At 67.4% G+C, this 24,665-nt stretch carries 20 protein-coding genes; 2 read left to right on the top strand and 18 right to left on the bottom strand.

The features are described 5' to 3' along the window. Positions 1–286: 286 nt before the first annotated feature. The 7 genes from ABZ789_RS12225 to ABZ789_RS12195 all read right to left on the bottom strand — a co-directional run bounded on the left by ABZ789_RS12225 (position 287) and on the right by ABZ789_RS12195 (position 7,884). A complete protein-coding gene (locus tag ABZ789_RS12225; RefSeq protein ID WP_358423873.1) occupies positions 287–637 on the bottom strand; it encodes a hypothetical protein in 351 nt (116 codons plus the stop codon). A 65-nt stretch (positions 638–702) separates the two neighbouring features. Continuing rightward, entirely contained in the window at positions 703–2,649 is a 1,947-nt protein-coding gene (locus ABZ789_RS12220) for an acetoacetate--CoA ligase (RefSeq protein ID WP_358423871.1), read from the bottom strand. Between the two features lie 117 nt (positions 2,650–2,766). Then, positions 2,767–3,036: a GlsB/YeaQ/YmgE family stress response membrane protein gene (locus ABZ789_RS12215; RefSeq protein ID WP_358423869.1), complete on the bottom strand. Its 270-nt coding sequence runs from the start codon at positions 3,034–3,036 to the stop codon at positions 2,767–2,769. A gap of 146 nt (positions 3,037–3,182) precedes the next feature. After that, positions 3,183–4,847 carry an AMP-binding protein gene (locus ABZ789_RS12210; protein ID WP_358423867.1) on the bottom strand — a complete coding sequence of 555 codons (1,665 nt, stop codon included), beginning with the start codon at positions 4,845–4,847 and terminating at the stop codon, positions 3,183–3,185. Positions 4,848–4,949: 102 nt separating this feature from the next. Further along, positions 4,950–6,329: an MFS transporter gene (locus ABZ789_RS12205; protein ID WP_358423924.1), complete on the bottom strand. Its 1,380-nt coding sequence runs from the start codon at positions 6,327–6,329 to the stop codon at positions 4,950–4,952. Between the two features lie 264 nt (positions 6,330–6,593). Continuing rightward, entirely contained in the window at positions 6,594–7,142 is a 549-nt protein-coding gene (locus tag ABZ789_RS12200) for a hypothetical protein (RefSeq protein WP_358423865.1), read from the bottom strand. A gap of 157 nt (positions 7,143–7,299) precedes the next feature. Next, complete coding sequence (locus ABZ789_RS12195; RefSeq protein WP_358423863.1) at positions 7,300–7,884, bottom strand: TetR family transcriptional regulator C-terminal domain-containing protein; 585 nt, start codon at positions 7,882–7,884, stop codon at positions 7,300–7,302. Between the two features lie 88 nt (positions 7,885–7,972). Here ABZ789_RS12195 and ABZ789_RS12190 point away from each other — a divergent pair, with 88 nt between their 5' ends. Then, a complete protein-coding gene (locus ABZ789_RS12190) occupies positions 7,973–9,163 on the top strand; it encodes a DUF418 domain-containing protein (RefSeq protein ID WP_358423861.1) in 1,191 nt (396 codons plus the stop codon). Here the strand turns inward: ABZ789_RS12190 and ABZ789_RS12185 are convergent. The 6 genes from ABZ789_RS12185 to mftE form a co-directional block, all read right to left on the bottom strand. Continuing rightward, on the bottom strand, positions 9,085–9,678 hold the full coding sequence (locus ABZ789_RS12185) for a DUF779 domain-containing protein (RefSeq protein WP_358423859.1): 594 nt from the start codon (positions 9,676–9,678) through the stop codon (positions 9,085–9,087). The two genes, ABZ789_RS12190 and ABZ789_RS12185, sit on opposite strands and share 79 nt — an antisense overlap. Positions 9,679–9,753: 75 nt before the next feature. Beyond that, on the bottom strand, positions 9,754–11,277 hold the full coding sequence (gene adh / locus ABZ789_RS12180; RefSeq protein WP_358423857.1) for an aldehyde dehydrogenase: 1,524 nt from the start codon (positions 11,275–11,277) through the stop codon (positions 9,754–9,756). Between the two features lie 68 nt (positions 11,278–11,345). Continuing rightward, positions 11,346–12,644: a transcriptional regulator gene (locus ABZ789_RS12175; protein ID WP_358423855.1), complete on the bottom strand. Its 1,299-nt coding sequence runs from the start codon at positions 12,642–12,644 to the stop codon at positions 11,346–11,348. 92 nt (positions 12,645–12,736) lie between these two features. Then, complete coding sequence (gene mftG / locus ABZ789_RS12170) at positions 12,737–14,191, bottom strand: mycofactocin system GMC family oxidoreductase MftG (protein WP_358423853.1); 1,455 nt, start codon at positions 14,189–14,191, stop codon at positions 12,737–12,739. 1 nt (position 14,192) lies between these two features. Then, entirely contained in the window at positions 14,193–15,626 is a 1,434-nt protein-coding gene (mftF, locus tag ABZ789_RS12165) for a mycofactocin biosynthesis glycosyltransferase MftF (RefSeq protein WP_358423851.1), read from the bottom strand. Beyond that, positions 15,623–16,306, bottom strand: a complete 684-nt coding sequence (gene mftE / locus ABZ789_RS12160) for a mycofactocin biosynthesis peptidyl-dipeptidase MftE (RefSeq protein WP_358423922.1) — start codon at positions 16,304–16,306, stop codon at positions 15,623–15,625. The genes mftF and mftE overlap by 4 nt, the downstream gene beginning before the upstream one ends. A gap of 96 nt (positions 16,307–16,402) precedes the next feature. Here mftE and ABZ789_RS12155 point away from each other — a divergent pair, with 96 nt between their 5' ends. Then, complete coding sequence (locus ABZ789_RS12155) at positions 16,403–17,383, top strand: GNAT family N-acetyltransferase (protein ID WP_358423849.1); 981 nt, start codon at positions 16,403–16,405, stop codon at positions 17,381–17,383. A gap of 11 nt (positions 17,384–17,394) precedes the next feature. On the opposite strand, the gene ABZ789_RS12150 is transcribed toward ABZ789_RS12155, so the two are convergent. The 5 genes from ABZ789_RS12150 to mftC are packed head-to-tail and all read right to left on the bottom strand — an operon-like array spanning position 17,395 to position 24,605. Beyond that, positions 17,395–19,353 carry a mycofactocin system FadH/OYE family oxidoreductase 2 gene (locus ABZ789_RS12150; RefSeq protein ID WP_358423847.1) on the bottom strand — a complete coding sequence of 653 codons (1,959 nt, stop codon included), beginning with the start codon at positions 19,351–19,353 and terminating at the stop codon, positions 17,395–17,397. 2 nt (positions 19,354–19,355) lie between these two features. Further along, positions 19,356–20,168, bottom strand: coding sequence for a mycofactocin-coupled SDR family oxidoreductase (locus ABZ789_RS12145; protein WP_358423846.1), 813 nt, complete (start codon positions 20,166–20,168; stop codon positions 19,356–19,358). A 51-nt stretch (positions 20,169–20,219) separates the two neighbouring features. Then, positions 20,220–22,121 carry a mycofactocin system FadH/OYE family oxidoreductase 1 gene (locus ABZ789_RS12140; RefSeq protein WP_358423844.1) on the bottom strand — a complete coding sequence of 634 codons (1,902 nt, stop codon included), beginning with the start codon at positions 22,119–22,121 and terminating at the stop codon, positions 20,220–20,222. A gap of 17 nt (positions 22,122–22,138) precedes the next feature. Next, positions 22,139–23,347: a pre-mycofactocin synthase MftD gene (gene mftD / locus ABZ789_RS12135; RefSeq protein ID WP_358423842.1), complete on the bottom strand. Its 1,209-nt coding sequence runs from the start codon at positions 23,345–23,347 to the stop codon at positions 22,139–22,141. A 19-nt stretch (positions 23,348–23,366) separates the two neighbouring features. Then, positions 23,367–24,605 (bottom strand): mycofactocin radical SAM maturase, encoded by a 1,239-nt coding sequence (gene mftC / locus ABZ789_RS12130; protein WP_358423840.1) that lies wholly within the window; start codon positions 24,603–24,605, stop codon positions 23,367–23,369. Between the last annotated feature and the right edge of the window lie 60 nt (positions 24,606–24,665).

The raw sequence follows: 24,665 nt of genomic DNA, 5'->3' as shown, positions 1-24,665 counted from the left end.
AACCCAACCTTCCTCTCACCTGCGGGTAGCGGCCGTCTCCCGACTACACCTACATACCTGGCGTCTATCCGCCGATCGGGTGGAGAACGTTACGGTGCCGCCGCCAGTGTCTGCCTGGTCGAGTGCGGTACAGCACCGCGCTCCGTGCTGTCGGCGGGTACCCCCCGGCGTAGCCTACCCACCGGTACCGGGTCCGTTCGTCTCGACCGCACCGAGCCAACCTACACGGGTGCACCGACCCCACTTCACACGATCGGCGACCGGCGAACCCCTCGGTTTGCCGCCGTCACCACATCACAGCGATGATCACGTTGAGAATGCCCAGACCACCGACGACGTGCGCGAGGATCGCGGTCGATCCCGGGTTCTGCTTCTCCTTCCTCAGCCCGATGAATGCGACGACGAGAACAGCGAGAGCGACCAGCAGCTTGATGCCGATCTTCATGTGGTCGACGTCGACGACGTCCTGCGCCTCCCGAAGACCGACCAGTGCGAGACCCGTCACCACCTGCAGAATGGCGCCGTGCAGCATGCCCACCACGACCCGCGGTTCCCTGATGACTGCGAGCCATGAACCGATGATGGCAGCCAAACCGATGAAGTGCAGGATCAGGAAGATCTTGATGGCGATATCCATGTGCGCAATCCGACCATTCCGGGCGGGGACTGTCCAGTAAGGCCACACTCATCACGTGCTGTGGATCACACCTGGTCGCGGTACCAGTCCAGCAGTTCCGGAGCATCGATCGCAGTGCGCTCGACGACCCGGCCCGGCTCGGCTCCCTGGAGGATTCTCTTGAGGGGTACTTCGAGTTTCTTGCCGGTTCGGGTGTGCGGCACACCGGGCGCCGCGACGATCTCGTCCGGAACGTGCCGGGGTGAGGCGTGCTCGCGCACGGCGGCGCGAATCCTCTCCTTCAGCCCCTCGTCCAGGCTCACACCGTCGGCGAGGACGACGAACAGCGGCATCCGGTACGTGCCGTCGGGTTGTTCGACACCGAGGACGAGCGCTTCGACGATCTCTGGCAGGCTCTCCACTGCCTGGTAGATGTCGGCGCTCCCCATCCGGACGCCGTGGCGGTTGAGGGTGGAGTCGGATCGGCCGTGCATCTCGAAGGTGCCGCGCTCGGTGATCGTGATCCAGTCGCCGTGCCGCCACACGCCGGGATAGACGGAGAAATAGGCATCGCGGTAACGATTGCCGTCCGGGTCGTTCCAGAACCGCACCGGCATCGACGGCATGGGCGCTGTCACGACGAGTTCTCCGACCTCACCGCGTACCGGCCGGCCCGCCGGGTCGAAGGCGTCGACCGCCACACCGAGACAGGGCACCGAGATCTCCCCCGGCCACACCGGCACCGTGGGCACGGCACCCACGAAAGCCGTGACGACATCCGTACCACCGGAGATCGACATCACCTGCACGTGCTCTCCGGCATTGCGCGACAACCACGACGACGACGCGGCCGGCAGTGTCGATCCGGTCACCCCGACGCCGCGAAGAGCCGACAGATCGTGGTCCGCGTGCGGGACGACGCCACCCTTGATGCAGGCCAGCACGTAGCCGGGGCTCGTTCCCAACACCGTGACCTGTTCCTCTGCGGCGATGCGCCACAGCCTGTCGACCTCGGGATGGGATGGGGCGCCGTCGTAGGTGACGACGGTGCAACCCAGGAGCAGGCCCGACATCAGGTAGTTCCACATCATCCAGCTCGGGCTCGTGTACCAGAAGAAGCGGTCTCCGGGACGGAGATCGAGATGCAGCGACAGTGACTTGAGGTGCTCGAGCAGTACACCGCCGTGGCCGTGCAGCAGGCCCTTGGGCGGGCCCGTCGTGCCGGACGAGAAGACCACCCAGAGGGGATGGTCGAAGGGAACGGGCAGCGGTTCGAGTGAGTCTTCGACCGAGACGGCGTCCTGCCAGTCCAGGATCTCCCCGGTGTGTCCGCCCGTCTCCTGCGGCGACGCTCCCGTGAGCACGACGACCGTCAGCTTCAGATCGGGCATCGACGTGCGGAGCCGGTTCACCTCGTCGGTGCGGTCGTGCCATCGTCCCGCGTACCGGTAACCGGTCGCGGTGATGAGGACACTCGGTTCGAGACGGCCCAGACGGTCGATGGCCGCGGGCGCCGCGTAGTCCTGTCCGCAGCCGGCCCAGACGGCACCGATGCTCGCCGTGGCGAGGAGCGAGACGACGGCTTCGGGAATGTTCGGCAGGTAGCCGACGACCCGATCTCCTTCCCGCACCCCGTGGGCGCGCAGCGTCGCGGCGAGAGCTGCCGTCCGGCGTTCCAGTTCGGCCCAGCCGATCTCGCGCCTGGTCCCCTCCTCGTCGAGGTGGACCACCGCAGGCTCGCCGGGCGGACGTTCACGAAAGACGTACTCGACGAAATTCAGTCTCGCCCCCGGGAACCACACGGCGCCGGGCATCGAGGGATCGGCGAGCGCCGGCCCCGGATCGGTATGGGAGATGACGTCGAAGGCATCCCACACGGCCTGCCAGAATTCGCCGGGTTCGTCGACGGACCACTGCCACAACGCTCGGTAGTCGGGCAGGTCGAGGCCGTGGCGCTCTTCGACGAAGCGGGTGAAGCCGGTGACGTTGGCTTGCTCGACGTCCACCTGGGTCGGGGTCCATTGCGGCTGCACGACAGTTCACCTCCCGGTCGGGGACATCATCTCCTCATCGGCGAAGGCCCCGCCCGGACTGGGCTCGTGACCGTGGTGCACGGTCGTCCGGGTGGGGCCTCGCTCGAGAACGTCCGGCTATCTCCTCTCGCGCGTCGCCGACGTGTAGATCAAGGTGAGAACCACCGCGACGACGATCGAGATGATCCAGCGGATCCAGTCGATACCGGAGGTGTCCTCATTGCCTTCCGACGCGATCAGGCCCCAGATCCAGTAGCCGATCAGCGCACCGATGATGCCGATGACGATGGTGACGATCATTCCCATCGCCTGCTTGCCCGGGATCACCAACCGGGCGAGGATGCCGATGACTGCACCGAAGATGATCGTGCCGATGATTTGCCCCATGGTGAGCCTCTCTGTTCGGCGCCGCGCGCCCGGCGACGCCATCTCGACGACCATGTACCTTCCCAGTGTCGATCATGAACAGCTCGCCCGCAGGCCTATTCGGCATGCCTCTCGGTGAATTTACTTCTCAGGCAGGCCGGAATCGTTCACACGGCGTCGACTCCTGCCTCTTCGATCAGTGCGCGTGCCTTCTCCCGCATCTCCACCTTGCGGACCTTTCCGGTGACCGTCATCGGGAACTCGTCGACCACGTGCACATAGCGGGGAATCTTGTAGTGGGCGAGCTTGCCGGTGCAGAACGTCCGGAGCGACTCGGCGTCCAGCGGCTCGGTCCCCTCCCGCATCCGGATCCAGGCCATGAGTTCTTCGCCGTACTTCGCGTCGGGAACGCCGACGACCTGCGCGTCGAGAATGTCCGGATGGGTGTAGAGGAACTCCTCGATCTCACGGGGGTAGATGTTCTCCCCACCCCTGATGACCATGTCCTTGATCCGGCCCGTCACCGAGACGTATCCGTCCTCGTCCATGACCCCGATGTCTCCGGTGTGCATCCATCGGGCCGCGTCGATCGCCTCGGCCGTCTTGTCCGGCTGATCCCAATAACCGAGCATCACGGAGTATCCGCGCGTGCACAGCTCGCCGGGCTCGCCACGGGGCACCGTGAGCCCGGTGGCCGGGTCGACGATCTTGACCTCGAGATGCGGCCCGACCCGGCCGACGGTGCTCACGCGCCGCGCGATGCTGTCGTCACTGCGGGTCTGGGTGGACACGGGGGCGGTCTCGGTCATGCCGTAGCAGATCGACACCTCCTCCATGCCCATCCGCTCGATGACCTGCTTCATGACCTCCACCGGGCAGGGCGACCCGGCCATGATGCCGGTACGCAGGTTCGACAGGTCGTAGTTCTCGAAGCCGGGGTCGGCCAGTTCGGCGATGAACATCGTCGGAACGCCGTACAGCGACGTGCACTTCTCCTCGGCGACGGCGGTGAGAGTCGCTGCCGGGTCGAAGGCCGGGGCCGGCAGGACGATGGTCGCGCCGTGGCTCGTGCAGGCGAGATTCCCCATCGTCATCCCGAAGCAGTGGTACAGCGGAACAGGAATGCAGACCCGGTCCTGCTCGCTGTAGTGACACAGTTCGCCGACGAAGAACCCGTTGTTGAGGACGTTGTGATGGCTGAGGGTGGCGCCCTTGGGGAATCCGGTGGTGCCCGAGGTGTACTGGATGTTGATGGGATCGTCGGGTGAGAGCGACGCCTGTGCCGCTGCGAGCGCCGCACGATCGGTGACGAGCGCAGCCCTGCCGGTTTCGACGAGTTCGTCCCAGCGCCGCGAGCCGAGCAGTACGACGTCCTCGAGGTCGGGACAGTTCGGCCGTACGGTCTCGATCATCTCGGCGTAATCGGACGTCTTGAAGGCCGAGGCGGAGACCAGCATCCGTACCCCGGCCTGCTCGAGCACGTACTGCAGTTCGTGAGACCGGTATGCGGGGTTGATGTTGACGAGGATCGCTCCGATCTTCGCCGTCGCGTACTGCACGAGAACCCACTGCCAGCAATTGGGCGCCCAGATGCCGACGCGATCGCCCTTGACGATTCCCGCTCGCAGCATCCCCAGCGCCACGGCGTCGACGTCTTCGACGAATTCGCTGTAACTCCAGCGCTTTCCGGCGGCGGAATCGACGAGCGCCTCACGGTCGCCGAAACGGGCGGCGGTGCGGTCGAGGTTGTCGCCGATGGTGTCTCCGAGCAGTGGGATCTCCCAGGCACCCTGGGTGTAGCTCGGCAGACGGTCGACGTCGAGGCCGGACATCGCGTTCTCCTTTTTCGAGTCGGATACGTCGGCGAGCGGCCGCCCGGGTTCTGCCGGGTGGCCGCTGCCGGGGACGGTGTGTGGACGGATCGGTGGGATCGGTCAGAGTGCTCGGCCGCGGGTTTCGACGAGTGCCGCCGTGCAGATCAGGCTCACCAGGCCGATTCCTGCCAGCATGATCCCGATCGCGAAGCCGCCGTAGGAGGCAGCGAGCGGGGCAGCGATCATCGGTGGGATGGCCCCGCCCAGAACACCGGCGAAGTTGTAACCGAGTCCGGCGCCGGTGTAGCGGTAGCGGGTCGCGAACATCTCGGGCAACAGGGCGCCGCACGGGCCGTAGGCGACTCCGAAGATCGCGAGGGTGGTCATCATTCCGACGACGAACGCGATCGGTGAACCGGTGTCGAGGAGCGGGAACAACACCAGGGCCCAGACCACCGAGAATCCGCACGAGATCATGATGACCTTTCGTCGCCCCACGCGGTCGGAATACAGCGCGGACAGCACGATCGCGAGTCCGAACACCAGCGACGAGGCGATGCCCACCGTGAGGACGAACGGTCGGCCGAATCCGAGGGTGCCGGTCGCGTAGCTGGTCAGGTACGCCGTACCCATGTAGAAGAAGGCGAACATGATCGCGAGCGCGCCGCCTGCGAGGAGAATCTCCTTGGCCTGGTGACGCACAGCATCGAGGAAGGGCAGCCGGCGGGGTGCGGCGACGTCCGCGGCGAGATCGTTGCGCCGGGCCTCCCCCTCGGCACGGAGGCGGGCCTCCTGATCAGCACGGAGGCGGGCCTCCTGATCAGCACGGAGGCGAGCCTCCTGCTCGGCACGGAGGCGGGCCTCCTGATCAGCACGGAAGACCGGGGTCTCCTCGATGGCGAGGCGCATGTAGAGGCCGATACCGACGAGGACGATGCTGAGCAGGAACGGGATTCGCCAGCCGTAGGTGAGGAAGGCCTCGTTGGTGTCGCCGAGGGCCAGACCGGTGAACAGGAAGGTTCCGCTCGACAGGGCGAAGGCGATGGCGGGTCCGAGTTGCGGGAACATCGCGTACAACCCGCGTTGTCCCGGCGGCGCGTACTCGGCCGTGAGCAGTGTCGCACCGGCCCATTCGCCACCCACCGCGAATCCCTGACCGAATCGCAACAGCACGAGGATGATCGGTGCGGCGATACCGATCGTCTCGGCGCCGGGAAGAAGACCGATGAGCAACGTGGAGATGCCCATGAGCAGCAACGTGGAGATGAGCGTCTTCTTGCGGCCGATGCGATCACCGAAGTGCCCGAACAACATTGCGCCCACGGGGCGGGCGATGAAGGCGACGGCGAAGGTGGCGAAGGACGCCACTGTTCCCGCAGTCGATCCGAGGGCCGGAAAGAAGACGGTCGGGAAGACGAGCGCTGCGGCAGTGCCGTAGATGAAGAAGTCGTAGAACTCGATCGTCGTGCCCATGCAACTGGCCACGGCGACACGCCGGATGCCGGGGCCCTTCTTCGAATGCTCCGCCCGGTGGGATGCGGATGGCCCGGGCCGGGGTTCTTCCACCGATCGGGCGACGGGGGGTTCGGCAGCCCCGGGGGTCGACACACTGGTCACGTGAGTCCTCCGTTTGTCCGTTCGAACCGCGGGCGTGATCGCCTCCGCGGATGAACGAAAGGTAGTGATCCGGCTCACCCCCTCACCACCCCCGAAAGGGGGGAAGGGGTGACCGCGATCACATAGTGCGCCGAACGAACGAGAATCTCAGCGGCCGGCTGCGCCTGCGATCTCCTGCCGCATCTCGCTCCACACCGACGCGTAGGAGTCGATGTTGGCCGCAGTGGCCCACGCGAGCGAGCCGCCCTTGATCTTCTGCAGCGCTTCGGCGAACAGGTCCTGATAGCGCGACAGTCGCGGAACGAAGGCCGACACGTCGTCGAACAGGCTCTGCGCACGCCGGTCGAGGTCGAGGAGGGCATCGACGAATCCGTCGGCCTCGGTGTCCTCGAGGAGTGTCGGAAGTTCCTCGTCGAGCGGCAGGAACCGGTCGTAGAGCTCCGAGATCGAGTCTTCGTCGATCGAGACCCGCTCCGCCTCGAGCTGGTCGTTCAGCTCGGAGGTGCCCTTGTCGGTGAGACTGATCCCGCCGTCGTTCTCTGCAGCCTTGCCCTGCTGGAGCAGCGCGGCGACCGCTGCCTCCCCCGCCGCCACCGATACCCCGAGATGCGCGGCGATCACCTCGGCGGTGGCCTGCTTCTTCAATCGCACCGTCTGCAGCAGCGCCAGTTCGTCCACATTGCCCGCGAAGGCCATCACCACTCCTCGTCGCACCCAGGGGCGCTCACGTCACCAACGGAATCCGGACGGATTCCGCCACCGATTCTGGCGCACCGGCGCACTCGACGGGTGAACCACCCGGGCACGGCGCCCCGAGGGAGGCAGCGAGACCGCAGGCAGCGAGCGAATCGAGTCAGGCGAGCGAATCGATATGTGCCTCGAGAACGGCCACTGCCGATTCCGGGGTGTCGCCCCCTCCGACGAGCACGTGCATCGCGAGACCGTCGACGAGGGCGTGCAGGCGCGCTGCCTCGACCCCGAGGTCGAGGCCGGCCGCTACGAGCCCCGACCCGGAGAGCCCCCGCAGGATGTTCGCGCATCCCTCGCGTAAGGCGATCTGAGCGTCGGCAGCGATAACGCCGAGTTCCGGATGGCCAGGCGCTTCCGCGATGAGCGCGAGATTGACCAGCATCTCGCAGCGGCGGAGGTCATCGAGGGGCAGAAACTCGCACAGGATCGCGAGTGCGCTTTTCCGAACATCCGTCAGGTCCACGTGCGACGCGGCCCGCGCCGCCGCTCGCTCGTGCACCAGTCGCATCGAGTACCCGAGCAGCGCCGACTTGCTTGCGAAGACGTGCCGCACGGAACCGGTGGACAGGCCCGCTTCGGCGGCGACCTCCCGGATCGACACCGCCCCGACGCCCCCCCGAAGGATGAGCCGCCAGACAGCCTCCGAGATCTCCTGCTGGCGCGTGTCGTGATCGATCAGTTTCGGCACTGGATCATATTAACACGATCGTGCTAGCATCCTTTTTGCTAGCACGATCGTGCTACTCGAGCTCTGTATCCCCATGGAAGGGATTTCCATGAGCACTACACCCCGATACGCGGCACTCGACATTCTGCGCGGGATCGCAATCCTCGGCACTCTCGGCACGAACATCTGGATCTTCACCAACGCGGAAGGGCTGGTCGGCTACATCAACGGAACCGGACGGGCGACCGGCGGATGGAGTTTCGTCCAGGACGTGCTGCAACAGGTGACCCAGGGAAAGTTCCTCGGCCTCCTGACGATCATGTTCGGCATCGGGCTCGCGATCCAGCAACGCTCGGCGGCCGCACGAGGTATTCCGTGGCCCGGTAAATACCCGTGGCGTGCAGGACTTCTCATGCTCGACGGAGTGCTGCACTACTTTCTGTTCACCGAGTTCGACGTACTCACCGGGTATGCGATCACCGGACTCGTCGTCGCCTTCGTCCTGTCCACCGGCATGCGGTCCCAGAGAATATGGATCGCCTGCGCGCTCGCCCTGCATGTCGCGATGCTCGCCGTCGCGATCACTGCTCTTGCCGCGCTGCCCCCGAATCCGGGCAACCGGACACTGTCTCCGAATCCGTATGCGGACGGCACCTTTTGGGATCTGGTCGTCTTCCGCGCCGAGAACTTCGCGTTGTTCCGGCTGGAGACCGTATTCATCTTGCCCCTGTCGATTGCCCTCTTCCTGATCGGGGCGCGCCTTTACGCGGGCGGCATCCTCGATCCGGGACGCGCCCGACTCCGCCGCACTCTGATGATCGCCGGTTTCGGTGTTGCCCTCCCCCTCGACTTTGCGCTCGGCCTGTCCGGGTCCGACGCGGGACTCGTCCTCGGCCGCTACGGCACAGCTCCGATCGTGGCCTTCGCACTTCTCGCAGCCGTTGCACACCACTATGCCGACGGCCGCACCCCTGGGAGCATCGGCTCGACGCTCGCCCCCGTGGGACGAATGGCACTGAGCTGCTACATCTTACAGAACGTACTGTGCTCAATCGCGTGTTACGGCTGGGGATTCGGCTTGGCCGCACGCCTGGACGGCACCACGATCGTCCCGGCCACCGTAGCCCTGTTCGCCGTCGTGTCCGCGACACTCGTGGTCGTCGCGCGACTGTGGCTGACCCGCTTCGAGCGTGGACCGGTGGAATGGCTCTGGAACGTGAGCTACCAGGCACTCGCCGGTGGGTCGACCTCTCCCGCGAGCGCCTCCGCGCCACCTCGGGTGTCCGTCGTCGACCGCTGAGGTACCGGGCACGCATCGCCGGCGTCACTCACCACGAGCGGCGCCGGCGATGCGCCGGGCCGGGCACCGTCGGCCCAGTCCCGGCCGAGCACCACGCCGGACGACGCCAGCGCGGCGATCTCCTCGCCGGTGAATGCCCTTCCCCGCGAAAGGAATCGCACGACCTCGGGGCTTTCGAGGCTGAAGCCGGCGCCTCTTCCGGGAACCACATCGAGCACGAGGCACGTGTGTTTCCATGCCTCGAACTGCGAACCCGAGATCCACACCGGGACGGCGTAGGAACCGGAAGGCGGGTCGGGACGCGTCTCTCCGGCGTCGAGGCGGAGGTCGAGCACCCCGACCAGGACGTCACGATCGCCCACGAGAAACTCACCGTCGAGAAAGCACATCGGCGACGACCCGTCGCAGCACCCTCCCGACTGGTGCATCATCAGCGATCCGTTGCGGGCGACCAGACGTCGCAGAAGGTCCACGGCCGCAACCGTGGCCAGCAACCGGGCAGGGGTCGTCGACACCGTTCACCTTTCGTTCGCGAACTCCGACCGGCGCCCGCACCGCCCGGGACGAGCGATGCGGGTCCCCGAGGCGGATCAGAAGAAGCCCTGCGCCTTGGGCGCGTAGGACACGAGCAGGTTCTTCGTCTGCTGGTAGTGGTCGAGCATCATGTGGTGGTTCTCGCGGCCGATACCCGACTGCTTGTAGCCGCCGAAGGCCGCGTGCGCGGGATACTGGTGGTAGGTGTTCGTCCACACCCGGCCGGCCTGGATGGCGCGACCCGCTCGGTAGGCGACTCCCCCGTCACGCGACCAGACACCCGCTCCGAGTCCGTAGAGGGTGTCGTTGGCGATCGAGATCGCGTCGTCGAAGTCACGGAACGAGGTGACGGACACGACCGGCCCGAAGATCTCCTCCTGGAAGATGCGCATCCGGTTGTCGCCCTGGAAGATGGTCGGCTGCACGTAGTAGCCACCGGAGAGGTCGCCGCCGAGATCCGCGCGCTCCCCGCCTGTGATGACCTTGGCGCCTTCACTCTTGCCGATCTCGATGTACGACAGGATCTTCTCGAGCTGGTCGTTCGATGCCTGAGCGCCGATCATCGTCTCGGTGTCGAGCGGATCGCCCTGCCGGACAGCCTTGGTGCGAACCGCGGCGAGCGAGAGGAAGTCGTCGAAGATGTCCTGCTGGATCAGGGCACGTGACGGGCACGTGCACACCTCGCCCTGATTGAGCGCGAACATCGTGAAGCCTTCGAGCGCCTTGTCCTGGTAGTCGTCGTTCGCGGACAGCACGTCGGAGAAGAAGATGTTGGGGCTCTTGCCACCGAGTTCGAGGGTGACAGGGATCAGGTTCTGCGAGGCGTACTGCATGATCAGTCGCCCGGTGGTGGTCTCGCCGGTGAAGGCGATCTTGCGGATGCGCGGGCTGGACGCAAGCGGCTTTCCGGCTTCCACACCGAAGCCGTTGACGATGTTGACCACCCCGGGCGGCAGCAGATCACCGATGACGGAGATCAGGTGCAGGATCGACGCGGGGGTCTGCTCGGCGGGCTTGAGGACGACGGCGTTGCCGGCGGCCAGGGCGGGAGCGAGTTTCCACACCGCCATGAGGATCGGAAAGTTCCACGGAATGATCTGGCCCACGACACCGAGCGGTTCGTGGAAGTGGTACGCGACCGTCTCGGAATCGATCTCGGAGATCGAACCTTCCTGCGCGCGAATGGCTCCCGCGAAGTAGCGGAAATGGTCGATCGCGAGCGGAATGTCGGCGTTGAGGGTCTCACGGATCGGCTTGCCGTTGTCCCACGACTCGGCGAGCGCGATCTGTTCGAGGTTCTCCTCGATGCGGTCGGCGATCTTGTTGAGGATCACCGCGCGTTCGGCAGGAGAGGTCTTCCCCCACGCAGGTGCGGCGGCGTGGGCGGCGTCGAGCGCAAGTTCGATGTCTTCCTCGGTGCCCCGAGCAACCTCGGTGAAGACCTGCCCGGTGACGGGGGTGAGGTTCTCGAAGTATTCCCCCTTCGCCGGCGGCACCCACTCGCCTCCGATCCAGTTGTCGTAGCGGGGCCGGAACGACATGAGGGCATCGGGTGAACCGGGACGGGCGTACACGGTCATGTGGATCTCCTGCAGCGTCGAGCGGTCGGTGTATGTGATCCCCGACACTACGAGCGGGAGGGTTGCAACTACGTTGCGAGCTGCCTGTCCAATCGAGCCAACACCGCATCGACCTGCGTGAATCGGGGCGAACGTGGATCGAGGCAGGCTCGATAGGCCGCCCACGCGGGCAGGTCCTCGCGGCCGTGGACGGACGACGTCCAGCGGGCAAGCAGTTGTTCGTCGCCGCTGCGCAGGACTGCAGCCCGTACCCCGGACCGGATCTCGTCGCGGATCTCCTCGATGCCCGGTGCCACCGATCCCGGCAGGATCTCGCCGGAACAGAGGCGCACGGCCGACGCCACGTCCCCACGATCGAGGGCGCTCCGCACATCCGCGACGTCGGTCTCGAACTCGGCCAGCAGCCGGTAGGGCCGCGATCCGAGATACTGCGCCCCGAGCACCTTGCGCAGTCGCGACATCTCCGCCCGTATGGTCACCGAATCCAGTTCGCCCTCGTCGAGCAGTGTCGCGAGCCGGTCGGATTTCAGGCCCTCCGGGTGATCCGCGAGGATGAGCAGGATCTCGGCATGCCGTCGGGACAGACCCACCCGTTCGCGCCCACGATGGAGAACGGGACGTCCGGATCCGATCGTCTCGATGCGCGGTACCGGCGCCGAGAACAGCGGGCGACCGTTCAGCGCATGCAGCCGCAGCTCCGCTTCCGCCGCTGCGACGGTGGCGCGAACCAGCTGCAGGACTTCGGGAGCGGCGACGCGGTGCCCGCCGGTGATGTCGATGGCGCCGAGGATGCGCCCGCTCGTCGGGTCGTGCACCGGGGCAGCCGAACAGCTCCACTCGTGCACCGTCCGGTTGAAATGTTCGGCCCCGAATATCTGCACCGAATGATCCACCGCGAGAGCTGTTCCCGGAGCATTGGTGCCGACCCTGTCCTCACTCCAGTCCGCACCTTCGACGAAGCTCATCGACAGGGCGCGGTCGCGAGCGGCATGGTCGCCCTCCACCCACAGCAGTCTTCCCTGCCCGTCGGTGACCGCGACGAGCAAACCACTGTCCGCTGCGTCCTCGACGAGCAGCTTGCGTACCACCGGCCGGATCAGGGACATGGCGTGCCCGGCCCGGTACTCCTCGAGTTCGCGGCCCGAAAGCAACGAGGGTTGTTCGACGACATCCGGGTCGATGCCGAGCCGGAGGCTGCGGCTCCACGAGTCCCGGACCACCGCTCGCACCCCGTCGAGCCGATCCGCGCCGCGTTCCGAGACGAACGTGCCGTGCGCTCGCAGCATCGCACGCGCGTGCGCAGCCACGTCGGCCCCCGGACCCAGTGCCACCCAGGGATTGGTCGTCGCGGTTCCACGATCCGTCATGCAGGGACTCCTCCTCCCCCGATACTGTAGTCCGGATCACATATCCGGCGGCAACGCCTGCAATCCGCAACATCTCCCGCGGTCCGTAACTCCTACAGGGCAGCCGACTCCCACGACCGGGCGATGCGGTGTGCGAGCATGACCGCAGTGGCATGCGGGCCCCGGCTCGGCAACTCGGGCAGAACCGAGGTGTCCACGACACTGAGCCCCTCGATGCCCCGCACCCGGCACCGCTCGTCGACCACTGCACGATCGTCGTCACCCATCCGGCAGGTGCCGGACAGGTGCAGGGAGGTCCCGAGCCCACCTCGGGCCACGTCGACGCTGCCGTCCTCGACGACGTCGCTCATCGAGGCGAGCAGGTCGGCAGCGAAACGAATCCCTTGGTCCAGCGCGGTCCGGTCGGCAGGGTCCGCCAGGTATCGGTAGTCGAGCACGGGTTCGCGCCGCGGGTCCCGCTCGTCGAGCACGATGCGTCCGCGGCTGTGCGACCGCGTCAGTACGACACCGAGAACCGGGTCGGCGACACCGCTTCCCGGTATCGCCGACCCGAACGCGGTGACGTAGGGACGCAGTTCGAGTTCCCCGGTGTGCAGCACCGCCTCGAGCAGGATCGTGTGCGGCGGGACGTCCGACCGGAATCGGTACGGCACCGCGAACTCCGGATGATCCGAGAAGTCGCGTCCGACCCCGGGAAGGTCGTGCAGCGGGTCGATGCCGAGCCGGTGGAGGTCGCCGGCCGGCCCGATGCCGGAGAGCATCAGCAACTGAGGAGAACGCACGGCACCCGCCGAGACGATCACCTGTCCGGCCGAGATCGTCCGGGGTCCGTCGCTTCCGGCGACCTCGACACCCACCACACGATCACCGGACACGACGAGGCGGGTCGCGCCGGTCCGGCCGGCCACGGTGAGGTTCGGCCGGTGCAGCACGGGCAGCAGATACGCGATCAACGGACTCGTTCGCGTCCCGTCGCGTACGTTCAGCGGAACCGCACCGACCCCGTCGGGTCCGGGAGCGTTCAGGTCCTCGATCGGAGCGAAACCCGCACGCTCGGATGCGTCGACGAAGGCACGCGTGACCGGATGCGCCCGCTCACGCGGCACCCGCGTGACCGGAATCGGTCCGCAGTGGCCGTGCATCGCGTCGTCGGCGAAATCGGTGTCGGTCTCGATGGCACGGAAGTACGGCAGCACCTGCTCGTACGACCAGGAGCCGGGCCAGGCCGCGAAGTCGTCCGGGCGCGCGCGCACGAAGTATGCGCCGTTGACGGCCCCGGAGCCGCCGAGCACCCGGCCACGCCTCACGGTCGCACCGACGTCCGGGGCGAGAAGCCCAGGGAAGGCCGTCACCCAGGGACTGTCCGGACCTACCGGAAGTGTTGCAGCGTCGAGTATCTCGTGCGGCACAGCGGAGAGGGAGTCGAAGCTCGCACCTTCCTCGAGAACCAGCACGGTGCGGTGCGGGTCGTCGCTGAGGATCGCGGCGAGTACACATCCGCAACTCCCGCCGCCGACGATCACCACATCGGCGTGCGCCGGGATCATGTCAGTTCCGGATGTCGGGAACGAGTGCGGACACCCGGCGGGCGTCGAGGGCACCCTTCCACAATCCCGCTCCGTATGCGAGATCGTCGAGTCGCTTGTAGAGCAGATACCGGACGGGATCGAGGCCGCCGCTGCCCCGGTGTGTCTTCCAGTCCCAGATGCCTTCGGCCACTGCGAAAGCCAGCACTACCCGACGCACCTTGTGGGAGAACACCGCTGCGACGACCGTCACCGGCCAGTAGTGGCGGCAGACCGCCGACGCCACCTGCCACAGGCCTCCGGTGAGTCCCTGGACGGTGAGGACCGCCGCGATCCGGCTGGGCGCGTCGAGTTCGGTGAACATGCGGCGCAACCGCAGGAAGGTCACCATCTGCGTAGCCAGAGCCGCGAACAGACCGATCCGCGTGCAGGTCGCGACGGCGGCACACGCGAGTAGCGTCCAGATCGACATCACCATCGGCGGCACGGAACCCGGATGCCGCTCCGCCAGCGGAGCCGCCCCGGTTCCGTAGAACGCCTTGCGTGCCAACCAAGTTCGAAATCGGGTGCGATGGTCGTGCGCGACTTGCGAGATCGGTTCGTAGCGCAGCCGCCACCCGGATGCCTGCAGCCGCCGGCACAGGTCGACGTCCTCGGCCACGTGCATCGTCTCGTCGAACCCGCCGCACTCGACGAGGGCGTCGCGCCGCACGAGCAGTGCCGCACTCGGCACGTACGAGACGGGGCCGCCGGCGACGACCGCGGACTCCCGGCCCCCGAGGTCGAGGGACGATCGTGCGTGCTCGTATCGGGCCAGAGCACTGCTGTCGGGTTCGAGAGCCACGATGCGCGGTGCGACGAGCGCGACGGCGGGATCGGTGAAGTGCCCCAGCGAGCGCTCGAGCCAGCCGAGTTGCGGCACCACGTCCGAATCGAGGAAGGCGACGAAACCGGTCGTCACATGTCGAAGACCGGTATTGCGGGCTGCGGCCGGTCCGCATGAGGTCTCGTGCCTGATCACCCGGACGCGACCGCGGGCAGGGGCCTCGATCGGTGTCTCGGAACCGTCGTCGACGACCACCACCTCGTGCCCCTCGACAGCGGCGAGGAGACGGGCGAGCCCGGCCGGATTGTCCTTGACCGGTACGACGACGGTGACATCGGAACTGGGCGGCAGTTTCGTCGGACGAGGGTTTCCGATCCCCGAGTCGAGCAGGCGTCGTGCCACCGCAGCGCTCTGCGCGTCGACCACCTCGAGGAAGTCCTCGTCGATCATCGCCACTGCGGCGGGGGCGAGCTTGAGCATGCGTGTGGGCGACCCGCCGACGAGGACACGCCCTCCGGCGAATCGGCGCACACGCGAGTCGATACGCACTCCGAAACCGTCGGGTAGCCGGTCCGTCCGGGAGTGCGGCGCCTCGGGAGAGGTCACCTGTGGAGTAATCGCCCGACTCACCGAAGCCTTCCTTCCGTTCCCGGCTGCCACCGAGCGACCTGTGCACTCGCCCGCTCGACCAGATCCGCGAACAGGCGCGCCCCGAGTTCTGCTGTCGCCTCGGTGGGGTCTCCCAGTACCCCGTTGGGGGACACCGAAACGATACCGGCCGCCCGAAGGCGAGGCATCAGTGCGCCGATCGATTCCGTAGCACCCACCTCGGCGCGGCCCATGTCGACCGTCTCGGGTGCGAGGTGCAGCAGCAGGCTCGTCTCCGTGACACCGGCGTGGGCGTCGGATCCGGGCACCGCGCACGGAAGCCAAGCGGCCTCGCGGCCCTCGTACCGCAGGAGGTTCACCGCCTCGATCAGCGGATGGGCGTTTCCGCCGTGCGCGTTGACGAAGACCACCCGCTCGGCCCACCGGCACACCGACCTGCCGTATTCGACGACGAGTGCCTTGGTCACCTCGGCACCGATCGAAACGGTCCCGGCGAAGCCTTCGTGTTCACCGCTCGCTCCGTAGGCCAGAGGTGGAGCGAGGACGACCTCGGGCAGCGCGGCGGCGACAGCGGCCGCGATGCGGGTGTCGGTGTCCAGAGGCAGGTGCGGGCCGTGCTGTTCGAGTGCGCCGACCGGTACGGCCACCGTCACCCGGCCGGGTTCGATGTCCGTCCAGTAGGCGTCGGCGAGCTCCCGCATCACCGCTCCGATGCTAAGGGGTTCGAAGGCGTGCAGGAAACCCGGAGGTCCCGAGGGTCGGCCACGTGGTGGTGCCGGATCTGTACCCTTACGCGAGTGTTGATCGAACCTCGTCCCCTCGACGATCCGGACGTCCAGGCGCTCATCGGCGAGGTCCAGCTCGAATACGTCCGGAGGTACGGCGGACCCGACGAGGCCGAACTGCTCCCCGAAGAGTTCGCGGCCCCGCGAGGGATCTTCCTCCTCGCACGGGCCGACGGGGTTCCGGCCGGGATCGGTGGCTGGCGCGCGAAGAAAAGCTCGCCTCGAGGGCTGCGCCACGGTGACGCCGAGATCAAGCGGATGTACGTGCGCCCGAGCGTGCGGCGGCAGGGCGTCGCGAGACGGATGCTGGGGGCGCTCGAACGGACTGCGACCGACGCCGGTCGTCGCCGCATGGTCCTCGAGACTGGCGGCGAGCAACCCGAGGCGATCGCCCTGTACGCGAAGGCCGGATACGTACCGATGGCGGAGCGATTCGGTCTCTATGCGGATTCGCCGACGTCGCTGTACTACTGCAAGGATCTGCCGCCCATCCGGCTCGCGAGCGACGACGACCTGCCTGTGCTGCAGGAGATCGAACGCGCTGCGGGCACCCTGTTCGCCGATCTGGGCATGTCTTCCGTCGCCGACGACGAACCGCCGGCGCTCGACGTCCTGCGTGCCCATCGGGATGCGGGCCGCTGCTGGGTGTGGTTCGACGACCACTGCCGGCCGGTGGGATATCTCATGGCGGACATCGTCGACGAGGGTGTCCACATCGAGCAGGTGTCGGTGCGGCCCGATCACGCGCGTCGCGGTATCGGCAGTGCTCTGATCGAGCACGCCGCGGGCTGGGCGCAGGACGCAGGCTTCGGGTCCCTGTGGCTCACCACCTACCGCGACGTGCCGTGGAACGGCCCCTATTACGCGCGTCTCGGTTTCCGGACGGCCGACGACCACGCCCTCTCCCCCGCTCTCGCCCGGATCCGCGCCGAGGAGCGGGGCCGCGGTCTCGACGAATGGCCGCGGATCGTCATGCGGCGCGACCTGCCCTGAGGCCCCGGAGGCTAGAGTTCCGCGGCGGCGCGGTCTCCTTCGAGGATCGCGGCCGGTAGACGTCGCGGCGTCACGGCGTCACCTACACGGATCACTCTCGTTCCGCTGCCGGAGAGTTCACGCCACAACTCGTCGACGGGGTCCTGGTGCGTTGCGACGACGACCGTGTCCACCGTGATCGGTCGCCGGTCGCCGGTCGGATGGTGTACCAGGACGACCTCTGCTCCGCCCGGCGTGTCCACCACGCTGTCGACGGCGACGTCGGTGAGTCTCTCGACTCGTCTGCCGTGCGCGCGACGCAGCCAACCGTCGAGTTCGAGGGTGAGTCCGAGGTCCTGGCCCACGATCATCCCAGGCGTGCATATCGTCACCGCGCATCCCCGGTCCGCCAGCAGTTCGGCAACCGAGGTCGCCTGATGGAACCCGAGATCGTCCACGACGAGGACGCTCCCCGCAGGTGTGGCGCGACCTGCAAGCACGTCCCGCACGTCTGCCACCCGCGCCGACGAGCCCGCCCAGATCGGCCTGCGTGGGCGCGCACCCGTCGCGACGATCACGACATCCGGCCGCAGCGCACACAGCGTCGTGGCATCGGCGGTCACTCCGGTGCGGATGTCCACCCCGTTGCGGCGGCATTCGGCATCGAGGTGGGTCACGACGCCGAGCAGTTCGGCCCGGTGCGGCGCGGTGGCCGCCTCGCGGATCTGCCCGCCGGTGCACCGGAGTTTTTCGAGGACGACAACCGAATGTCCTTGCCCGGCCGCCGTTGCCGCGGCCTGCAGACCCGCGGGTCCTGCCCCGACCACGACGACCCGTTGTTTCGGATCGGTATGCGCAGGCTCCCCGGATTCGTACCCGGCGTGAGGATTGACGGCACACCCGATCGGACGGCCGAGGCCGACACGCCCGATGCACTCCTGGTTGCAGCCGATACACGGGCGTATCTCGTCGGCCCGCCCGGAGAGTGTCTTGCTCGCGAAGCCGGGATCGGCGATCTGTGCGCGTACCGCGCCGACGAGATCGCACACACCGTCGGCGAGTGCGGCCTTCACCTGGTCGGGTCGTGTGAATCGCCCGACTCCGACGACCGGTAGGGACACCGCGGACCGGATCGCATGGGGCACGAACAGCGAGTAGCCGTGCGGGGTGGACATCGGCGCCTCGACGAGATGCAGCGTCTCGGTCGCGACCCCAACCGAAGTGTTGAGATAGTCGACCTCGCCGCCCGCCTCGAGCATGCGCGCGACCTGCACGGCGTCGTCGATTCCGACGCCTCCACCGGTTCCGTCGTGACCGGTCAGGCGCACACCGACGACATGATCGCGACCGACCGCCTGCCGCACGGCCGCGACCACTCGGAGCAGCAGACGCGCCCGGCCCGCAAGGTCTCCGCCGTAGCGGTCGGTGCGACGATTCGTTGCGGGGGCGAGAAAAGCCCGCAGGACCGATGCCTGCGAGCACTGGATCTCGACGCCGTCGAAACCTCCGTCGACGCAGCGGCGCGCGACGTCGGCGTAGCCCGCTACGAGCTCGGCGATGTCGGATTCCCCGACCGCGTGCGGGACCTCGCGGAAGAGCGGGTCCGGCTCGGGGCTCGGTGCCCACAGGGCGCGTTCGGTGTACATCGAGCTACCCTGTGCGCCGTTGTGGTTGAGCTGCGCGAGAATTCGCGTGTCGTGGCGATGCACGGCCGCGGTGAGACGACGATAGCCGGCCAGCACGCCCGGATCCCAGCCTCGGATCAGCTTCTCGTACGGCCGATCCGAGGGGTGCACCGTATGTTCCTCGGTGACGATCATCCCCGCGCCACCGCGCGCCCGGGCCTCGTAGTAGGCGATGTGGCGGTCGGTGACGGTGCCGTCGACCGAGAAGTTCGTCAGGTGTGCGGGGAAGACGATGCGGTTGCGCAGGGTGACCGGACCGAGCCGCAGCGACGCCTGCGGATCGGCGCCGGTCTCCGTGCGCGTCACCCTCAGACCTTGGAGTTGCCCTGGTCGATCGCCATCTGGCTGCCGGTGATCGTGGAGGCACGATCGCTCGCGAGGAACAACACGGTTTCGGAGATGTCGTCGGGGTCGGCCGCCGGCTTCTCGGTGAGGATCGGAACGAAGTTCGGACCCCACGAGGGGTTGTTCTCGAACAACTTCAGGACGCTCACGTCGGTGCCCATCGGGGTGTTGACGCCGTACGGGTGGATGGAGTTGACCCGGATGCGGTGCGGGCCGAGTTCCTTGGCGGCAGCCTGCGTGATCCCGACGAGGCCGAATTTCGCAGCCGCGTAGTTGATCTGGCCGGGCATTGCCTTGAGTCCGGCAACCGAACTGACGACGATGATCGACCCCCCGTTGCCGGCCTCGATCATGGCGGGGGCAGCGGCCTTGAGGGTTTTGAACACGCCGGTGAGGTTGATGTCGATCAGTTCTTCGAACTGGTCGTCGGGCATCTCCCAGAACCGGTTCCACGTGCAGATTCCGGCGTTGGCGACCACCACGTCGAGCCGGCCGAACTGGCGGACGCCCTCGTCGACGACGGCTTTGAGAGCCGCACTGTCGCGGACATCGGCGATGCGAGCGAGGATCTTCCCCCCGGCTTCCTCGACGAGTCGCACCGTCTCGTGGAAGTCGTCCTCGGTCGCCTGTTCGTAGGTGATGTACTCCGAGACCGGGCCGGCAACATCGACGCCGATGACGGATGCGCCCTCGCGCGCGAACCGGATGGCGTGGTTGCGGCCCTGCCCGCGTGCGATACCTGTGATGAAGACGACCTTGCCGTCGAAATCTCCCATGTCGGCCCTTCCCGTCGACCAAGACTGGAACACGTTATTGTGTGCCTCACATTACAGCGCCGATGCCAGGCGGTATCCCTCACGAATGGCGTCCCGTACCGTCCGCGGCGCCACGCAGTCCCCGATGGACCACACTCCCGGCCGTTCGGAGGCATCTCCCGGCAGCAAGGGAGCACAGTCGACCAGCACGGCGCCGGGGACGAAGGTGGTGCCGCCCGAGACCTCGTGCTCGAGACGTACCCCCTCGGGGTCGACCGAAGCGACCCGATATCCGAGATGGCGCGCGACTCCTGCCCGCTGCATACGGACGTTGAATGCGACGAGGTCGCCGGTCGGTGCGAGTCGAGATCCGGCGATGGCGTCCCCGGTCGCGTAGTGCACTTCCAGGCGGTGTCGCAGGAGATGATCGACGACCGCGCTCGCCACCGGCCCGCCGATCGGATCCCACACCACCATCCGGGACGCGCACGGTCGCGCGACCGACAGCACCTGCGCGGCGGTCGCGTACTTCTCGCTCGCGGTCACCGGGAAGCCCGGCGGACGCGGCACACCCCCGGTGGCCCGGACGACCGTCCTCCCTTCGGCGAGAGCGGCCTCGATGTCGGCGGCGGTCGCCTCGGTGTCGGTCCGGATCTCGACCCCGGCCTCGAGGCATCGTTGTTCGAGCCACTCCAGAAGGCCCGCGAACTCCGGACGGCCGCGACCACCGGAGGTGACGGCGACCGTGCCTCCCACCTGCGATGCACGGTCGACCACCACGACCCGGTGACCGCGCCCGCCCGCCACCCGGGCCGCTTCCAGTCCGGCGGGCCCGGCGCCCACCACGAGCACGTCGGCGCAGCCCGACCGAGCGACCGGCGGCCTGGTCTCGTCACCCGCCTCCGCATTGCCGACACATCCCACGACCGGATTTCGGAAGTCCTCGACGAGGCACGCCTGATTGCAGCGCACGCACGGACGCGGCCGACGACCACGACGCACGGCTGCCACAAGATCGGGATCGGCGATCTGAGCGCGGGTCATCTCGACCATGTCGCACCGGTCGTCGTCGAGCACATCTCGAGCGTGCTGCGGGTCGACGATGCTGCCCTGCAGCACGATCGGCACCGTTGCGCCGGTTTCCTCCCGGATTCGGCGGCACAAGGCGTCGTTGAATCCCGCAGGGACGTGCGCATCGGGGCGGTACGACTCGGGAGAGAACAATCCGCCGCGCACCACGGTGAGCAGGTCGATCGCCGGGGCGATCGCACGGCTGTACGCGGCGGCGACATCGGGGGTGATGCCCGCCCACGGGGCACTCTCGTCACACGACAGTCGTACGGCGAGGATGCGATCGGGGCCGAGCCGTGCACGGACCGCCGCGACGACCTCACGGAGCAGGCGCAAGCGGTCGGTGCCGTATCCGTCGTCTCGGTGGTTGGTCAGCCCGGAGAGGAACTGCCGCAGCAGCGAGGCCGGTCCGGCATCGAGTTCGACCCCGTCGAGATCCGCGTCCACACAGATCGCGGCGGCCCGCGCGTACGCCTCGACCAGCTCGCCGATCTCCTCGCCGGTCATCTCGGCGGGAAGCTCCCGCGTCGCGGGATCCGGAACCCGCGAGGGTGCCCACAGCGGTGCCCGGGTCCAGGCGCTCGAGCCCTGCAGGCCACGATGCCCGAGTCCGGCGAGCACGAGCGTGCCGTGCGGCCGGCATGCCCGAACGATCTGCCGATAACCCGAACTTCCGTCACCGGCGAGCGGCGCGCGCTCGTAGGGGTGGTCGAGTGGATGCACGGAGGCGGTCTCGGTCACGACGATGCCGCAACCACCCCGCGCACGCCGTTCGTAGTATGCGACGTGCCGACTCGAAAAAGACCGGGCATCACCGAGATTCGTGACATGCGGCCCGAAGATCACCCTCGACGGAGCGACTCGTCCGGCGAGGGTGATCGGTTCGGTGAGCGCGGGGCTCATGGGTAATACCTGCTCGGTCAGATACCGAGGTCGCGGCGGAATCCGTCGGGGACGAAGACGTCGTCCGGCGTGAGTTCGTGGATGGAATTCTTACCCAGACCCATCAGCGCGGAGCCGATGCCACCGCTGAGGATGTCGAGCACGTTCTCCACCCCTGCCTGACCGTTCGCGGCCAGACCCCACAGATACGCCCGCCCGATGAGCACCGCCCTGGCACCGAGCGCAACCGCCTTGACGACATCGCTGCCACGGCGGATACCACCGTCGAGCAGCACTTCGACGTCCTTTCCGACCGCTTCGACGATCGCCGGCAGTGCCCGGATCGGCGCGGGGGTGCCGTCGAGATTGTTGCCGCCGTGGTTGGACACCGAGATGGCCGTGACGCCGGCGTCGACCGCGCGTTTGGCGTCGTCGACGCGCATCACGCCCTTGAGCATGAACGGCGCGTCACCCCACTGCTCGCGAAGCCACGCGACGTCTTCCCAGGTCGGCAGGGGTGTGGTCATCCACTCGCCGTAGGCGCCGAAGAAAGTGGGTGCTTCGCCGCCCGGCAAGGTGAGATTCGGTGTGGTCAGATCGGGAACACCGCCGGTCCTGGCCCATTCGAGCAGCCACTTGGGGCGGATGATGCCTTCGGGGGCGAACTTGACCATCGCCTCGAGATTCATGCGTTCCGGAATGGCGGGGCTGCCCCAGTCCCGACCGTTGGAGAACGACCAGTCCAAGGTCATGATCAGACCCTTCGCGCCGGCCGCGCGGGCGCGTTCCATGCGCTGGACGAGAACCTCACGGCTGCCCACCCAGTACATCTGGAAGAAGGTCTTGTCGTTGACCGCGGCGACCTCCTCGATGGACTTGCTCGCGAACGACGACAACCCCATCGCGGTTCCGCGAGCGGCGGCGGCGCGGGCCACCGCGACCTCACCGTCGGGATGTACGGCCTGCACGCCCGTCGGGGAGATCATCACCGGCAGCGCGACGTGCTGCCCCATGATGGTCGTGCTCATCTCGCGTTTGTCGGACAGTCCGGCCACGTGCGGCGCGAAACCGAGTTCGCGGAAAGCGGTGGTGTTGTCGTCGACGGTGATGCCGGCCTCCGAGCCGGCGACCAGAGCACCGTAGACGGACTTGGGCAGGCGCTTACACGCACGCTGCTGGGCGATCGCGACGGTTTCGAACCATGGGTCTTGCGCCCACGGGTTCTTCAACCAGGACGGCTTGGCCATCTGGGGTCTCCTCGGGAGATTACAGCCCTGCGAGCGGATTCTCGTCGCAGAACTTGGCGGGGGGTTTGGTCAGCAGGGTCAACGGCACCGGAGCTGCCGGGGTGCGACGCTCGGCGCGCTTACCGGTACGCGAGTGGTCGACACTCGACTGCGGCACGGTGCGCTCGCCTTCCAGCGCGGACCGGCCGTAACCCTGCACGCACTCGGGGTCGGGGCCGTCCATCGGCAGTCCGGTGAAGAACTTCGCGGCCATGCAACCGCCGCGGCAGGAATCGAAGAAGTTGCACGAGGCACAGGCCCCGGCCGACTGGGGTTCGCGCAGCTCACGGAACAGCTCCGAGTTCTTCCACACGCTCGCGAATCCGCCGTCGGTGAGGATGTTGCCGGCGTGGAAGTTGTCGTGGATGGCGAAGGGGCAGGCGTAGACGTCGCCGACCGGGTCGATCAGGCAGACCACCCGGCCCGCGCCGCACAGATTCAGCCCGGGCAGCGAACCGCCGCCCTCACCGCCGAAGGCGGACAGATGGAAGAACGAATCCCCTGTCAGGACGCCTTCGCCGTGGGCGACGAGCCAGTCGTACAGCCGGCGCTGCTGCTCGTGGGTGGGGTGCAGGTCGTCCCACACGTCCACCGCTCGGCCCGAGGGCCGCAACCGGGTGATCCGCAAGGTGGCGCTGTACTTGTCGGCGAGCGCTTTGAACTCGTCGAGCTGGTCGACGTTCTGGCGGGTTACGACGACGGAGATCTTGGCATCGCGGAAACCTGCCTCCGACAGGTTCTCGAGTGCGCGCACGGCCATGGCGAACGAGCCCGGTCCGCGCACGGCATCGTTGACCTCGGCGGTAGCACCGTCGAGGGAGATCTGTACGTCGACATAGTCCGAGGCGGCCAGCCGGGCGGCGACCTTCTTGTCGATCCGCACGCCGTTGGTGGAGAACTTCACTCCCACCTGATGTTCGGTGGCGTAGTCGACGAGTTCCCAGAAGTCCGAGCGTACCGTGGGCTCGCCGCCGCCGATGTTGACGTAGAAGACCTGCATGCGCTGCAGTTCGTCGATGATCGCCTTGCACTGCTCGGTCGACAGCTCGCGCGGGTCGCGTTTGCCGGAGGAGGACAGGCAGTGCACGCACGACAGGTTGCAGGCGTAGGTCAGTTCCCAGGTCAGGCAGATCGGGGCGTCGAGACCCTTCTCGAACTGGTCGACGAGACGACCGACCTTCACGGGCGCGGTGGTGGGCGGTTCGAGCAGCGAAGTCATGGGCTGGTCCTTGCTGTTACGAGAAAGGCGCTGGTACGAAAAGGGTTCGGACCCGAGCGG

The organism is Rhodococcus sp. NPDC047139 (assembly GCF_040643435.1).
Classification (GTDB): Bacteria; Actinomycetota; Actinomycetes; order Mycobacteriales; family Mycobacteriaceae; genus Rhodococcus.
This window is presented reverse-complemented; position numbering and strand designations above follow the sequence as displayed.

What these genes read in the sequence shown, in the direction of transcription:
- mftC (WP_358423840.1), bottom strand. Translation starts at nt 24,605, where the DNA reads ATGACTTCGCTGCTCGAACCGCCCACCACCGCGCCCGTGAAGGTCGGT.
- ABZ789_RS12175 (WP_358423855.1), bottom strand. Translation starts at nt 12,644, where the DNA reads ATGACGGATCGTGGAACCGCGACGACCAATCCCTGGGTGGCACTGGGT.
- ABZ789_RS12190 (WP_358423861.1), top strand. Translation starts at nt 7,973, where the DNA reads ATGAGCACTACACCCCGATACGCGGCACTCGACATTCTGCGCGGGATC.
- mftG (WP_358423853.1), bottom strand. Translation starts at nt 14,191, where the DNA reads ATGATCCCGGCGCACGCCGATGTGGTGATCGTCGGCGGCGGGAGTTGC.
- ABZ789_RS12225 (WP_358423873.1), bottom strand. Translation starts at nt 637, where the DNA reads ATGGATATCGCCATCAAGATCTTCCTGATCCTGCACTTCATCGGTTTG.
- ABZ789_RS12215 (WP_358423869.1), bottom strand. Translation starts at nt 3,036, where the DNA reads ATGGGGCAAATCATCGGCACGATCATCTTCGGTGCAGTCATCGGCATC.
- ABZ789_RS12210 (WP_358423867.1), bottom strand. Translation starts at nt 4,847, where the DNA reads ATGTCCGGCCTCGACGTCGACCGTCTGCCGAGCTACACCCAGGGTGCC.
- ABZ789_RS12140 (WP_358423844.1), bottom strand. Translation starts at nt 22,121, where the DNA reads ATGAGCCCCGCGCTCACCGAACCGATCACCCTCGCCGGACGAGTCGCT.
- adh (WP_358423857.1), bottom strand. Translation starts at nt 11,277, where the DNA reads ATGACCGTGTACGCCCGTCCCGGTTCACCCGATGCCCTCATGTCGTTC.
- ABZ789_RS12145 (WP_358423846.1), bottom strand. Translation starts at nt 20,168, where the DNA reads ATGGGAGATTTCGACGGCAAGGTCGTCTTCATCACAGGTATCGCACGC.
- mftD (WP_358423842.1), bottom strand. Translation starts at nt 23,347, where the DNA reads ATGGCCAAGCCGTCCTGGTTGAAGAACCCGTGGGCGCAAGACCCATGG.
- ABZ789_RS12200 (WP_358423865.1), bottom strand. Translation starts at nt 7,142, where the DNA reads ATGGCCTTCGCGGGCAATGTGGACGAACTGGCGCTGCTGCAGACGGTG.
- mftE (WP_358423922.1), bottom strand. Translation starts at nt 16,306, where the DNA reads ATGCGGGAGCTCGCCGACGCCTACTGGACGGACATCGAACCCGGCCGG.